This is a genomic window from Virgibacillus oceani (assembly GCF_014638995.1).
In the GTDB taxonomy this organism is placed as follows: domain Bacteria; phylum Bacillota; class Bacilli; order Bacillales; family Amphibacillaceae; genus Virgibacillus_E; species Virgibacillus_E oceani.
The window spans coordinates 1-14,132 of sequence record NZ_BMFR01000034.1 but is presented as its reverse complement, the minus strand read 5'-3'; the positions used below and the strand labels follow the sequence as shown (position 1 = coordinate 14,132).

The window sequence follows — 14,132 nt, the reverse complement described above, 5'->3', positions numbered from 1 at the left end:
TATACGGGCTGCGGGACCAAAGAGCGTCCAAAATAATGCAAAATCACCACAAGTATTTACGTCGCAGTTTACGGAAACGGCGATGTGAAATTTACAAGTGGGTGGTCCTATTGTAAAAAAGGGTCCATTTTTGTATTGACAATTAAGGTGTATTAAGTCTATAATACATCACAAGGGTGTATTAACTGCTTAATACATTTATTTTTATGGCTGTAGTGTATTAACCATTTAATACACTTCCTGCATCGGCTATCGGAGGAGAAAAGATGATACACGTAAAGCAACTTAGTCACAGTTTCACACTAGGCAAAAAAGATAAAAAAACGACCTTACCAGTATTAAACGATATAACATTTAAAGTTGAAAGAGGTGAAATAGTTTCCATTGTCGGGAAAAGCGGTTCGGGAAAATCCACATTATTAAACCTTATAAGTGGCTTTAGTCAGCCAACTGAAGGTGAAATCTTGATTGACGGCCAAAGAGTAACCGACTTTACAGAGGCAGCATTTGCTGACTTTAGGCTTAATCATTTAGGATTTATTTTTCAAAGCTTTCAGCTGATACCTAGCATGACAGCCTATCAAAATATCGAATTGCCATTAATTTTAAAGGGAGAGAGTGAATTTAAAAGAAAGCAAATCACCTCTGAAATACTCGAAAAAGTTGGGCTAACGAATTATCAGGATCATTATCCAAGTGAATTGTCAGGCGGGCAGCAGCAACGGGTTAGTATCGCTAGAGCATTGGTGCTGAACCCGCCGATCATTTTAGCTGATGAGCCAACAGGCAGCCTGGATAGCGAAACAGAAGCTGATTTATTGCAGTTTATTAAGCAATTAAATAGCGAATTGGGTATCACATTTCTGATTATTACACACGATGATGCGGTTGCTGAAATAGGCAACCGTACAATTGCCATCAGGGATGGAAGACTCCTGGAAGTTGGTGAAGTTCGATGAGATTAAAGGATCAATTAGCATTTGTCAGGCAAAATGTTAAGAAAAATAAGGTTAGAACGTTTATGACAATCTTGGCTACTGCGATGGGCTGCACGTTTCTGATTGTTCTGGCATCCGTAGGCTTTGGTCTCCAGGAAACGGTTGTTGAGGATACACTAGAACAGCAAATTGTTACGAAAATTGATATTCATGGATATGAGAAGGATGATGAGGGGTTTCGAGCGTTAACGATGGATGATATCGATTATTTAGAATCCATTGATGGCGTCAAGGCAGTAACAAGAAGAAATCACCTTCAACAGATCACAACGTATTCAATTGGTGATTATATGGAGGAGACGGATACAGTTGCTGCCCATTTTCCGTCTGAGGTTAAGTCTGGACTAGAATTGCAGGAAGGCAGGTTACCAAAGGAAAATAACGAGATTGTCGTCGGCTATCATTTTCCAAAATATCTTCACCCAGCTTCTGTCAAGGAAGAGGATTTATACAGTGAGGATGGCCAATTAAAGGATGATTATCAATACAAAGACGAACTTCTTGGCAAATCAATTGATATGACCGTCAACAAAATGGATGACGGGAAAGAGGTAACCCGCACCATTCCGCTAAAGGTTGTTGGCATTCTTGAAAAGCCGTCTAGGGAATGGATGCAGGAACGAAAGGTTTATATTTCTCAGGATGTTTTGAATGAAATTGCGGTGTTCACTGGTACGCCCAATGGAAATCCAGTTCAAGAAGATGAAGTGGCTGGTCAGGGTGAGGATGCTGATACATTTGATGAGGTAAACGTATATGCAACCAATTTAGAAGCAGTAAAAGCAATTTCCGACCAACTGGATGAAGCAAACTATGCGACTTATTCCGTTGTCAAAGAAATGGAACAGATTAATATGCTGTTTACCGTTGCGAAGGCGGGTTTACTGTTGATTGGTACCATTGCTATTTTAATAGCTTCCATAGGGATATACAATACAATGACAATGGCTGTAACAGAGCGGGCACCAGATATAGGGATTATGAAAGCAATTGGAGCTAATCCGAAAACGATTAAACGAATCTTTCTGCTGGAAAGCAGCTGCATTGGGGTAATTGGTGCTGTGATTGGTGTCGTTGTCGCATATGCAATAAGTTTCTTAGTGAACTTTGGTCTTCCAATCATTATTGAAGCAGCTTTTGGGGAACAGCTCCCAGACAACTTAAAGTTTTCGGCTATTCCAGGTATCTTGATTGTCATATCTGTTGGCATTTGTTTAGCAGTTACCATACTATCTGGAATGCGCCCTGCTAAACGTGCTACCCAAATAGATGTATTAAAAGCAATGAGACGTGAGGTTTAAAGAACTCATCTATTGAAATTTAGGAGTTGTGTCTATGAATAATATAAAGTTCAATAATCGAGATCCGGTCTATGTACAGGTTGTTCGTCATTTCAAAGAGCAAATTGCAACGGGCATGCTGGAACCAGGTCAGGAAATTCCTTCAAGAAGGGAACTTGCAAATAAATTGAAAATCAACCCAAATACTGCGCAGCGTGCGTATAAAGAAATGGAGGAGGAAGGCTTGATTTATACGGAGCGAAATTTGCCAAGTCGGATTACGAAGGATGAACACGTTTTAGGGTCGGTTAGGGAAGAACTTATTCTCCAAGCAGTAGACTCCTTTGTTAATTCTATTCGTTCAATCAATGTACCTGTTGATGAGGTTTTATATTTGGTAAAAGAAAAATATTCTGCAGAGGATAAGAATTAAGGAGGGGAACTTCATGATTGAGGTAAAGGATATAACGAAAAAATTCGGTCGGAAAGAGGTATTAAAAGGTGTCTCATTTACTGCAAATAAAGGGGAAATAACCTGCTTAATTGGTATAAATGGTGTAGGAAAGACGACCATCTTGAATGCAATAATGGCACTTACTCCTATTCATAGCGGACAAATTTTAATCAATGGTGAAACAATCAAAAAGGAAAGCTTTGAAAAAATTACTTTCATCCCGGATGCGATAACGATGCTGCCGAATATGCGCATTTCTGATGCAATGGAGTTTATGGACGACTTTTATAACAGCTGGAATCAGAAGCGTGCGACAGAATTGCTGGGATTTTTCAAACTTAAAGAAAGTGATCGGATTTCTGATTTATCAAAAGGTAATACAGCGAAGGTAAATCTATTGCTTGGTCTGGCGATGGACGTTGATTACATTTTGATGGACGAACCATTTTCGGGAATTGATATATTCAGCAGGGAACAGATTGCCGATGTTTTTACGAGTCATTTGATTGAGGATCGGGGCGTTATCATAACGACACATGAAATCAGCGATATTGAACATTTAATTGACAAGGTTGTATTGCTGGATAATGGACAGGTATTAAAAGAATTCAATGCGGAAGCGGTTCGTGAGGATGAAGGGAAATCGGTAGTGGATGTCATGAGAGAGGTGTTTAAAGCATGAAGAGATATTTAAAATTGGTCAATTTTGAGTTTAATCGAATTGCTAAGGTGTATTTTGTCCTGTTGGCAATTGTATTGGTATCTCAGTTTGCTGGTGTTATCGTTGAATCTAAAAGTTATTTGAAGGAAGCCAATCACATGATATATGAAGAATTAATGCCGAAAGCGGAGTTTTTTCTTCAATATGGTCCAATGAGTCTTGAACGCGTATTTGCAAGCATTTGGTTTTTTGGTCCAATTGCATTGTGTATTGGTGTGGTAGCATTTTATATTTTTCTTATTTGGTACAGAGACTGGTTTGGGAAAAATACATTTATATATCGTTTATTGATGCTGCCAACAGCAAGACTGAATGTTTTCCTTGCTAAATTAACAACGATTCTCCTAATGACTTTGGGCTTTGTGGCTTTTCAGTTAATTCTTTTTCCAATTGAGAGTACCATTTTAAAATGGATGGTTCCAAAAGACTTTCGCATGGATATGGGGACTCTGGAAGTTATCGGAAGCTTTCGGGAGCTGCAAATGATTATCCCAACTTCCTTTATTGAATTTATTTTATACTATGGCGCAGGATTTGCTGTTGTTACCTTACTTTTTACCGCTATTATGTTCGAAAGATGCTATCGTATAAAGGGAATTTTACTTGGAATTGGATACGGATTTTTGGCGGTTGTTTTATTTTTTACACCGATACTAATCCAAGAATTTTTACAAAACCACTACCTTTATCCAAGTGAATTGCTGCTTTTGGAGATTGTGATGGGATTAATCGTTACGTGCTGTTCCATTTGGACGAGCAGCTATTTGCTGAAGAAAAAAATTAGGGTGTAAAGGGGATTGTTATGAATAAATATTGGAAGCTGACCGTTGTGTTTATTGTTCTTATCTTAACGATTGGGGCATTTTATATAACATCTGCACTTTCAGCAGATCAATATCCGGATTTTGCGATAGAAAAAAAGAGCGGTAATGAAAACGAGATTGACCCCGTTGTAATAGATGGGAATTATTATGCAGGTTCTGCAATAAATGAAGGTCTAACCGTTACGTCAAAAGGATCTGAGTATAAAAATGAACAGTCATTTTTAGAAAGAATTGATGGCATTGGTGCAATAGAAAGCATCAGAAAACTTAGAGAGGAGCACCGAAATTTCATGCGGGGAAAATCTGGTGTTCCAGATAACTATTATGAAGATGAAACCTATTTAGCTTATGGGGAGGTAGATTATCAGGTTAATATGCTTGCACCAGAAGATTTCCGTTTCAAGATATCTATTTTGAACAAATCGGAGGGTGATTCGAATTCATTCGAGATCGAGGTACCAGATAGTACTGCGTTTGATTATATGAATGTGGATGATGTGCAAATAACAGATGGGAAGCTTATGCTTGTTACGAAGAATATGGTTGAAGGTAATGAGTCAGTACATGTATACGGATTCGATATCGAAAAAGGGAAAATGATTGATCAAAGTGAAATTGCTTCCATAGAAAATTTACAAGAAAATCAATCGGGACAAATGATCATCTTGAATGAAACCGATCCGATGCAGGCACATCAATATGTAGTTTTTCACAAGTCAATTCTTGTGGATGTGGAACAGCCTGAAGGTTATTATGCATCGGAGGAAGTGAGCGGTGAACTTGTTGCCTATAATCTTGAGACAGGTAAAACGGAAACTGTTGAAGTGCCTGAGAGGTTTCAAAACCTAGAGCAAACCATTATGTTCGATGACGGTACGATTTATTTTGTGGAGGAAAGTCCAAAGTCTGTTACAATTTCTCCCTATTCATTAAAGAATGATACATTTGGAAAAGAGATTACATTTGAATTACAGGATTCAAGTGGCAATGAGGGATCTCCTGAAGGTTTAAAAGCTGTTGCAATCAAGAATGGTAAAGTGTATGCAGTCACAACAATTCTGGATGCAAAACAATCGGCGCAAGTGTTGGTAGGCAGCTTAAAAACGGGTGAAACCCTTTATAAAGGGGTATTAAAACCAACGGAACAGATCGTGGATGTTAAGGATTATTCCTTTTATATTACAGATTTGCAAATAAAATAGTTGATAGGCATGCAGATTTGAACGGGGATTGGAACAAAAGGAGGCTTGCTTTTGCAATTGTAAAAAGCAAGCCTTTGCATTGTTCCTTAGCTTTTGCGGCTCAGTAGACCTCATAATTTTGCCCGGTTTGTGCACCATAAACACTCTTTTTAAAGGCAAGAGCTACACGGCTTACTGGAACTGCTTCAAATCCTTGAAAGTAATCCCGAAGCCTTCCCCATGATTCCTGTACAGCGTTTGGGCTGACACAATTAATTCGAATTCCTCTAGGCATCTCAATTGACGCAGATTTCACAAATGCCTTCACACCACCATTGGCCATGGCTGCGGATGCACCTTGTCTGATGGGATCATCCATCATGACACCGGTTGTCAGAGTAAAACTTCCGTTGTCATTTAAATAATCCTGACCTAAAAGAACTAAATTAATTTGCCCTTTTAGCTTGCTAGTGATCCCGATTTCGTTTAATTCCGGAGTTAATTCTGCAAGTGGGCTGAATTGTGCACGGCCCGCCGCATTGACTATAGCGTCTAGCTTGCCAACTTTTTCGTACATTGTTTTAATACTGTCGACGGATGTAATGTCAACAGAAACATCAGCACCATTCCGCCCTGCCCGAATAATTTCATTGTCCGCTTCCAGTATTTTGGTAATAGCTTTTCCAATGGTTCCGCTCGCACCAACAACAAGTATTTTCATATACATGGACTCCTTTTAAAAAATACAAATGATGACTGAATTAACATGAATACAATATCCTTTACCTAAATTTATGTATTTGAATACAAATTATGAGATGATTGATAAAATTATCAATAATGGAATCGAAAGGAGCATGCTTATGATAGTAACTACGGAGCGTCTGCAATTAAGGGAAATGAATATGGAAGACACTGATAATCTGATGAAAATATTCAGTGACCCGGAAGCGATGACCTATTATCCATCCACTAAAACAAAGGAAGAGGCGGAAAAGTGGATTGCCTGGACATTGAATAATTATGCAAGCTTTGGTGTTGGACTTTGGATTGTTGAGGATAAACATACAGGCGAATTTCTTGGACAGTGTGGGATCGTTCCACAAAAGGTTGAAGAAAAGGTAGAAATGGAAATCGGCTATCTGTTTGCACGAAGCGTTTGGGGAAATGGTTATGCAACAGAAGCGGCATTAGCATGTAAGCAATATGGGCTGGAGGTATTAGCGTACCCCAAAATGGTTTCACTAATTGACTTGCATAATCAGCCATCGATTAAGGTTGCGGAACGAATTGGCATGAAAAGGGAGTCCATCCTTTATAAATGGGATAAAGATAACTATGTTTACGCATGTTACCAGTGAATGTTTGGGGAAAAGATGGTCAAACATTCAGCCAATCCTTTATTTTTCACAGTGTAAAATAAAATTTTCTTAAAATGGAACCGTTACAATGTTTACCCTAACCAACCACATTGTTATATATTTTTTGAAGTTTTTTATCGAGTAGGCTTAGATGAACGATACGTGCTTCACGGATGTATTCCTTTCCACCGACAAAGAGGAGTAAAACAGGAACTGTAAAAACGGAAAAGCGTCCAGCGATTTCCATTACTTCGTCTGCGTCTGCATGTCCCAATTTGATTTCAGGATAGTTCATCAATAATTCCCGTACTTGCGGTAATAGGCCATGGCATACACCGCAATTGGGACGTGAAATGTACAGGAATGCTAACTCATGTTCTTGTATGAATTTCTCTATCATATCTAGTGATGTAAGTTTTTGCAGCTTCCTCATTCTCAACCCTCCGAAAAAGGAATAGTATTTCATTTATTCTATCAATATGTGTGCATGCAGTCATGTTAGATGCTTTTGCAAAGATGAAAATTCCCGCTGCACAATCATATGCAGCGGGAATTCCTGTCTATTTTTTATTAATTGCGTCCAACGTAAAATCAACTTTCTGCTCCGATTGCTCCTCATAGCCCTTCATATAATGGATCCTGCGCTGTGCAGATGCTTGACTAACCTGTTCATCAGCATGATAAGATGAGCGCACCAATGGACCTGATTCGCAATGACGGAAACCTTTTTCAAGTGCAATTTCTTTTAGTTCAGCAAACTCATCTGGATGATAATAGCGCTCCACTTTAAGATGTTTTTTCGTAGGCTGCAGATATTGCCCAATAGTCATAATGTCCACATCATGTGCCAATAAATCATCCATTGCTTGCATGATTTCTTCTTTTTCCTCACCTAATCCAACCATGATGCTTGACTTTGTTGGTGTTTTTGGTGCAATTTCTTTAACGCGCTGAAGCAATTGTAAGGAACGGTCATACATGGCGCGGGCGCGAACACGTTTGGTCAATCGTCTTACTGTTTCAATATTATGATTGAAGATATCTGGCGCACTGTCCATTAACGTGTGCAGGCTCTCATAATCGCCTTTCATGTCAGATGGCAATATTTCAATTGTACATCCCGGATTTTCCCGGCGAATTGCACGAACAGTTTCCGCAAATACTGCTGCACCGCCGTCATTGAGGTCATCGCGTGCTACTGCTGTCACAACCACGTGCTTTAATCCCATGATGGCGACAGATTCGGCAACACGTGCAGGCTCTCCCCAATCCAGTTCATTTGGCAATCCCGTTTTTACAGCGCAAAAACGGCAGCCGCGTGTACAGGTGTCGCCCAGAATCATGAATGTTGCTGTTTTGCGCTCGCTCCAGCATTCATGAATATTAGGACAGCGTGCTTCTTCACAAACGGTGTTCAGTTTCTTTTCACGCATCAGTTTTTTAAGACCTTGATACGATTTGTTCGTGTTAATTCTTGTTTTGAGCCACTCCGGTTTACGTATGTATTCCTCTTGTTTAGCCATTACTACACGCTCCTTAGATGATGATTGAAGTTCCATTCATTTGTCCTGTATTTTGTGTTGGCAAGCTGGTATACTTCATCCCATTGATCGTTGGTAAGTTCAAATGGAAATAAATCGATGTTTACTCCTGTCTGAAATCCTTTTTTAAACGCGTCCTTCATGGTGTCGATTGAAATTTGTTTCGTTGTTTCCTGACTGATTGTGGTTGCTTTAGCTGAAAAAGCCTTTCGTTTTCTTGTGCGAATTTCTTCTGTTGGAAAACGGAATAAGTCAAAAAGCATTTTCCCATCTATTGTTCTAGGGATAGACCCGTGCTGCAATAACACCCCTTTTTTGCGTGTTTGGGCATTTCCGGAAATCTTTTTTCCATTTGCCATCAATTCATACAATGCTGGTCTTTCAAAGCAGACTGCTGATCGAGTTTTGCTTGTGTCGATTTTTTCTGCATAATCTACAGTGACTCCAAGATTAGCATACCCTTCGAAAATTCCCTTCGATAGTATGTAATATGCTTCTCTGACTGATGCAGGGATAAACGGTTTATTTTCGGCGATGATAATGCTATAGGTGAGTTCATCATCGTGAAGGACTGCACTTCCGCCTGTTAATCTTCTGACAAGCGGCACCTTATATTGATCTATTGCCGCAAAATCAATAGACTTTTCTGCATTCTGAAAATACCCGACCGATAGACTGGGGTCTGACCATTGATAAAAACGTAAAATGGGTGGAATTTTACCTTCACTATGCCAGTTTAGCAATGATTCATCCATCGCCATATTTACCGCCGCATCGTGTATCCCCGTGTCTAAAAATCCCCATTTGTCATTCAATGTTTATCACCTCACAGTTTTAGCTAAAAAATAAAAGACTACACCCCATGCGGGATGTAGTCTGATAAAACGTCTGAATAAAATTAATATGTACGTTTCTATCACACTTCCCCACGCTAGTATTACCTGGTTCGGGTACAAAGGGTCAGAACGAAACAGTTCCTCTCAGCCATTATGACAGCTCCCCTAGTGCTAATGAGAATATGCAGTTTTCTATATTTATCTTAAACAGAAATAGTAGGATTGTAAAGATGTGACAAAAGTCTTAGTGGAAATAGGAGTGTATAAGAATGAGAGATTAGCGGGAACGGAGAAGGTGGGATTCGAACCCACGCGACGGTTACCCGCCCTAACGCATTTCGAGTGCGTCCCCTTATAACCGCTTGGGTACTTCTCCAAATAGAATGCTGGTGTGAGGATTTGAACCATCAGGCCCCTTCATTACGAGTGAAGTGCACTGCCAGCTGTGCTACACCAGCGATACAAAAGAAATAATAATACATTTTTACCATTTCTTCAAGCAACATGTATTGGGGTTTATAGCAATAATAAAAATCTAGCAAATAAGCAGAATTGCTATTTGCTAGATGTATGGGCATGAGGCTGTATTTATTTTCTGTCGCCGCCTAAAATGTCGAACAATCCACCTGCAATACTGCCCTCCCCTTTAGAACCGCCGCGCTCCGGTGCCGCTGCAAATACACGGCTTGCTAATCGGCTAAATGGAAGGGATTGAATCCAAACCGTACCTGGCCCGCGAAGTGTTGCGAAGAAAAGACCCTCCCCGCCGAATAGTGCCGTTTTAACGCCACTTACAAATTCAATATTGTAGTCCACGTCACCTGTCATTGCCACCAAACAGCCTGTGTCAACACGGATTGTTTCGCCAGGCTGAAGTTCACGCTTATGTATCGTTCCGCCTGCATGAACAAATGCGATACCGTCACCTTCTAGTTTTTGCATGATAAATCCTTCTCCGCCAAAAAAGCCTGTGCCAATTTTGCGTTGAAATTCAATACCAACTGCCACACCTTTTGCTGCTGCTAAAAAGGCATCCTTTTGACAGATTAATTTTCCGTTAATTTCACTTAAATCCATTGGAATGATTTTACCAGGATATGGGGATGCAAAGGAAACATGTTTTTTTCCTTGTCCATTGTTTGTAAAAGTAGTCATAAATAAACTTTCCCCGGAAATGATCCGTTTACCGGCACCGAACAGTTTTCCGACTATGCCGCCGCCTTGACTTCCAGAACCATCGCCAAAGATAGTCTCCATTTTAATTTGATCATCCATCATCATTAAACTCCCAGCCTCAGCTATAACCGTTTCTTCCGGATCGAGCTCCACCTCGACAAATTGCATATCATCCCCATAAAGCTTGTAATCAATTTCGTGATTATTCATTTTCCCGCCTCCGTTTACATTGTTAAACAATTAATAGTATTCTAGATATATTCATGATATACCAATTTTTCCCGGATTTCCATTGATGGCAGGATATTGTTGTTAAAAAATACAAACTATTCAATTAAACGGAATAAGGTAGTGACGGGAACTACTGGAATATAATTACAATACGATCCGATTTTGATTGTTTACGATCCAAAATCCAAAAATACGATCCAATTATCCGTTTTACGATCCGATTTCGGGAAAATACGATCCAAAACGAACAAAATACGATCCGCTTATAAAATACATAACAATCTACTGTCTATAAAAAGCACAGATTAACAGGATATGCATGACTATGATTGATAGAGTTGAATTAGAAAGGGGAGATTCCTTGTGGAGGGTCTAAAGCGAATGGTTGATAGCATTGATTATATGGAGAGAAATTTAGACGGTGATCTTCAAATCGAACATGTCGCACTGGTCGCATGTATGTCTAAATTTCATTTTCAGCGAATGTTTCATATGCTTACAGGGGTAACTGTTGCTGAATATATCCGCAAACGCAGACTTACACTGGCTGCGCAAGAGCTGACACATTCGGACAGTAAAGTAATTGACGTTGCATTTAAGTATGGGTATGAAACGCCAGAGTCTTTTTCGAAGGCATTTCGCAAAACGCATGGGATAAATCCATCTGCCGTGAGAAATCATAATCAATCATTGAAGGCTTTTCCAAGACTCTCCTTTCAAATCAAATTAAAGGGTGATGAAGAAATGGATTACAAAATTGTGGAGAAAGAAGCATTTCGCGTAGTAGGGAAAAGGATTCGTACGGCAACATGCGATGGTCAAAATCATCGTGATATTCAAGCGTTTTGGGACGAATCGAACAGCAATGGATTTACTGCTGAACTGGAAAAATACTGTGATACCATGGGGCTGATTGGTGCATGTATGGACTTTGATAAAGAACAAGACGAATTGACCTATTTTATCTGTGCGGAAAAAGGAAAGAACAGTGTGCCTGACAGTTGGGAAGAAAGAATAATACCGGCAGCAACGTGGGCAGTCTTTCCAGCAATAGGTCCAATACCGCATGCGATTGAAAAAACATGGGATCGGATTTTCTCTGAATGGTTTCCATCCACAGGTTATGAACATGTAGATGCCCCAGAGCTAGAGGTTTATCCTGTTAGTGGCGATGTATCGGCTGAGGATCACCAATGTGACATTTGGATACCAATTTTGAAGAAATAACTGCACGGGACGAGGGGACTGACCCTTTGTCCCGCTTTTCGATAAAAAAAGGAATATTTTAGTTGCATTTTGGATAAACTTGGCATATACTCTTTATATAAACTATCCAGTCAGTTTTTATAATAGAAAAAGCAGGTGTTAACATGGCTCCAAGAATTTCAGAAGAAGCAAAAGAAGAAAAACGTTTGGCGCTGCTTGATGCGGCTTTGGAATGTTTTTCACAAAAAGGCTACTATGCTTCATCTGTTGATGATATAGTACGTTATTCTAATTTAAGTAAAGGCTCTGTATACAACTATTTTGACAGTAAAGAAGATATTTTCATTTCATTGTTGCAGCACCAAACGAAGACATCACTAGAAAGATTGAATAAAGTATTACGTGAGATCGAGAGTCCTTTAGAAAAATTGAAGTACTGGATAAATCTTGATATTCCATTTAATTTACACAAAAAGAAGATGATGCGGGTTCATATTGAATTTTGGATGTACTCAAGCGATTCTCCGGACGTTAAGAAAGTTTTGACTGACAGATTTGATACTGTCCTTGGAATCGTCAAAGATATTATCGCTGAGGGAATAGAAGCTGGGGAATTTAAGAAGGATGTTGACCCTGAAAAAGCAGCAGGAATGTTTTGGGCTTTGCATGATGGATTGTGGCTGCATACATTGGTACGTTTTGATGAAAAACAGCTAGAAGAACGAATTAAAGAAATTGAAACAACGATGCTAGCTTATTTGACGTAACCGTATAGTTTTAAACGGAGAGACACATAGATTATCTTATAAACTAACTAGTCAGTTTTGAATAGGGAGGCGAGTAAATGATGATTACGGTGAAAAAATTATCGGAGTGCAGCTTAAACGATGCACTTACAGCCTGGAATTTGGGATTTGAGGATTATTATGTGAAGATTAATTTTACGATCGATCAGTTCGTTGGCCGAATGGCGATGGAAGACCTTTCCCCAAACCTGTCCGTGGTTGCTTTTGATGACGATAAACCAATCGGAATTATTAAAAGTGGCATACGAGTGATGGATGGCAAAAAGGTAGCCTGGAATGGGGGTACTGCTGTGGTAAAAGCATACCGTAAAAAGGGAGTAGCTAAACAGCTTATGCATCATTTGCTCGCTCTTTACAAAGATGAACAGGTATCGTTAGCCACGTTAGAAGCTATTAAAGAAAATAAAATGGCAATAGCCCTTTATCAAGGATTTGGATATATGAAAAAGGATGAGCTTGCAAATTTTTCGTTAAATGGTTCACAAAAGGTTCAAATGAATGCTTCGTGGGGCACAAATTATACGATTGAAAGCGTGTTGCCTCAGGAGGTTGGGAAGCTCTCGTTTTACAAGGAATTAAACCCTTGGCAGACACATTGGAAAAGTGTACCGAACGCGGAAGCAATTCTGGCTCGGGATGCATATAGTAATGATGTTGTTGGATATGCTTATTTTAGAAGAACATACGATGATAGCTTTAATCATAAAAGAACTGTTTTATATCAATGTGAAGCAGACCCGAATCATGCAGATCAAGAATCGATTACAAAATTACTCCTTACAGGCATATTTGGTGATTTCTCGAATAGGATAGATAGGGTTGTCGTCAATGTTCCGAGAAAAGGGAGCACAACAACTTATAAAATGCTTGAAGAAATTGGTTTTGAAATAACTGTAAAGCAGGTGTTTATGGTGAACGATATGTAAGTTTTTTTACAATTTAAAAAACTGACTAGTCATTTTAATTATAAGGAGGATATTTCAATGCAACTTAGTGAATATAGACGCGAGGTAAAAAGACATTCATTAAAAAGTTTTTTGAAAGAATTCATGTATAGCAATAATAAGGTGGATTCAATCAGGAAGGGTCGAACAGAATATAGTGAGCATCGTATCACTAGCCATAGCCAGAAGCCGCCAGTTATAGAGACGATAGCTGACTATGTATACAATCGCAAGTTTTACCAATGAGGATTGGATAGGAAAACCGACCAGTCATTTTTTCAAAAGGGAGTGAGAAACATGCAATTAAGTCAACCAAGACGAAATTCGTTTACTAAAACAATTCAAATAGGTTTAAAGAACTTAACAAATCCAAGCAAAAAGTCATACAGCAAAAATCAGGTTCCGGCTTACGACCAATATAAATTGTCCGATGATACCCTAACTGAATATAAAAGCAAAATCGGTTTTTATCGGTAATAGAAAAGAGCGGGACACGGGGTCTGACCCCACTAGCGTTGCATAACTGTAAATAAATATTATATATGTAAAAATTTTGCATTACCATTTTACCTT

General features: G+C 39.2%; 17 protein-coding genes, 2 tRNA genes and 1 riboswitch. Of the genes, 12 read left to right on the top strand and 7 right to left on the bottom strand.

All coding sequences use genetic code 11. From position 1 onward, the window contains the following. Positions 1–266: 266 nt before the first annotated feature. From IEV74_RS19425 to IEV74_RS19400, 6 genes are read left to right on the top strand one after another with little or no spacing between them, the layout of a single operon-like run. Positions 267–959 carry an ABC transporter ATP-binding protein gene (locus tag IEV74_RS19425; protein ID WP_188457003.1) on the top strand — a complete coding sequence of 231 codons (693 nt, stop codon included), beginning with the start codon at positions 267–269 and terminating at the stop codon, positions 957–959. Beyond that, positions 956–2,299 (top strand): ABC transporter permease, encoded by a 1,344-nt coding sequence (locus tag IEV74_RS19420; RefSeq protein ID WP_188457002.1) that lies wholly within the window; start codon positions 956–958, stop codon positions 2,297–2,299. The genes IEV74_RS19425 and IEV74_RS19420 overlap by 4 nt, the downstream gene beginning before the upstream one ends. Before the next feature lie 34 nt (positions 2,300–2,333). Further along, positions 2,334–2,711: a GntR family transcriptional regulator gene (locus tag IEV74_RS19415; protein ID WP_188457001.1), complete on the top strand. Its 378-nt coding sequence runs from the start codon at positions 2,334–2,336 to the stop codon at positions 2,709–2,711. Between the two features lie 13 nt (positions 2,712–2,724). Then, the gene (locus tag IEV74_RS19410) at positions 2,725–3,414 is read left to right on the top strand and encodes an ABC transporter ATP-binding protein (protein ID WP_188457000.1); all 690 of its coding nucleotides are present in this window, start codon (positions 2,725–2,727) and stop codon (positions 3,412–3,414) included. Next, the gene (locus IEV74_RS19405; RefSeq protein WP_188456999.1) at positions 3,411–4,244 is read left to right on the top strand and encodes a hypothetical protein; all 834 of its coding nucleotides are present in this window, start codon (positions 3,411–3,413) and stop codon (positions 4,242–4,244) included. Before IEV74_RS19410 ends, IEV74_RS19405 begins: the two co-directional genes overlap by 4 nt. Positions 4,245–4,255: 11 nt before the next feature. Next, positions 4,256–5,479, top strand: a complete 1,224-nt coding sequence (locus tag IEV74_RS19400; protein WP_188456998.1) for a hypothetical protein — start codon at positions 4,256–4,258, stop codon at positions 5,477–5,479. Positions 5,480–5,579: 100 nt separating this feature from the next. On the opposite strand, the gene IEV74_RS19395 is transcribed toward IEV74_RS19400, so the two are convergent. Then, complete coding sequence (locus tag IEV74_RS19395; protein WP_188456997.1) at positions 5,580–6,179, bottom strand: short chain dehydrogenase; 600 nt, start codon at positions 6,177–6,179, stop codon at positions 5,580–5,582. Between the two features lie 142 nt (positions 6,180–6,321). Between IEV74_RS19395 and IEV74_RS19390 the strand changes: the two genes are divergently transcribed. Further along, positions 6,322–6,819, top strand: coding sequence for a GNAT family N-acetyltransferase (locus IEV74_RS19390; RefSeq protein ID WP_229683268.1), 498 nt, complete (start codon positions 6,322–6,324; stop codon positions 6,817–6,819). A 97-nt stretch (positions 6,820–6,916) separates the two neighbouring features. Here IEV74_RS19390 and IEV74_RS19385 read toward each other — a convergent pair whose 3' ends face one another. The 6 genes from IEV74_RS19385 to IEV74_RS19360 form a co-directional block, all read right to left on the bottom strand. After that, complete coding sequence (locus tag IEV74_RS19385; protein ID WP_188456995.1) at positions 6,917–7,252, bottom strand: thioredoxin family protein; 336 nt, start codon at positions 7,250–7,252, stop codon at positions 6,917–6,919. A 127-nt stretch (positions 7,253–7,379) separates the two neighbouring features. Continuing rightward, positions 7,380–8,342: a lipoyl synthase gene (gene lipA / locus IEV74_RS19380; protein ID WP_188456994.1), complete on the bottom strand. Its 963-nt coding sequence runs from the start codon at positions 8,340–8,342 to the stop codon at positions 7,380–7,382. A gap of 2 nt (positions 8,343–8,344) precedes the next feature. Continuing rightward, positions 8,345–9,175 carry an octanoyltransferase LipM gene (gene lipM / locus IEV74_RS19375; protein ID WP_188456993.1) on the bottom strand — a complete coding sequence of 277 codons (831 nt, stop codon included), beginning with the start codon at positions 9,173–9,175 and terminating at the stop codon, positions 8,345–8,347. Between the two features lie 91 nt (positions 9,176–9,266). Next, positions 9,267–9,373: riboswitch (TPP riboswitch) on the bottom strand. Between the two features lie 110 nt (positions 9,374–9,483). Then, positions 9,484–9,572 (bottom strand) — tRNA-Ser (locus tag IEV74_RS19370). Positions 9,573–9,580: 8 nt separating this feature from the next. Beyond that, positions 9,581–9,654 (bottom strand) — tRNA-Thr (locus IEV74_RS19365). Positions 9,655–9,784: 130 nt separating this feature from the next. Further along, on the bottom strand, positions 9,785–10,582 hold the full coding sequence (locus tag IEV74_RS19360) for a TIGR00266 family protein (RefSeq protein ID WP_188456992.1): 798 nt from the start codon (positions 10,580–10,582) through the stop codon (positions 9,785–9,787). Between the two features lie 384 nt (positions 10,583–10,966). Here IEV74_RS19360 and IEV74_RS19355 point away from each other — a divergent pair, with 384 nt between their 5' ends. The 5 genes from IEV74_RS19355 to IEV74_RS19335 all read left to right on the top strand — a co-directional run bounded on the left by IEV74_RS19355 (position 10,967) and on the right by IEV74_RS19335 (position 14,036). Continuing rightward, positions 10,967–11,830, top strand: coding sequence for an AraC family transcriptional regulator (locus IEV74_RS19355; RefSeq protein ID WP_229683267.1), 864 nt, complete (start codon positions 10,967–10,969; stop codon positions 11,828–11,830). A gap of 143 nt (positions 11,831–11,973) precedes the next feature. Beyond that, positions 11,974–12,576: a TetR/AcrR family transcriptional regulator gene (locus tag IEV74_RS19350; RefSeq protein ID WP_188456991.1), complete on the top strand. Its 603-nt coding sequence runs from the start codon at positions 11,974–11,976 to the stop codon at positions 12,574–12,576. A gap of 77 nt (positions 12,577–12,653) precedes the next feature. After that, positions 12,654–13,541 carry a GNAT family N-acetyltransferase gene (locus tag IEV74_RS19345; protein WP_188456990.1) on the top strand — a complete coding sequence of 296 codons (888 nt, stop codon included), beginning with the start codon at positions 12,654–12,656 and terminating at the stop codon, positions 13,539–13,541. A gap of 57 nt (positions 13,542–13,598) precedes the next feature. Continuing rightward, complete coding sequence (locus IEV74_RS19340) at positions 13,599–13,805, top strand: hypothetical protein (protein ID WP_188456989.1); 207 nt, start codon at positions 13,599–13,601, stop codon at positions 13,803–13,805. A 51-nt stretch (positions 13,806–13,856) separates the two neighbouring features. Continuing rightward, positions 13,857–14,036, top strand: a complete 180-nt coding sequence (locus IEV74_RS19335; RefSeq protein WP_188456988.1) for a hypothetical protein — start codon at positions 13,857–13,859, stop codon at positions 14,034–14,036. The last annotated feature ends 96 nt before the right edge of the window (positions 14,037–14,132 follow it).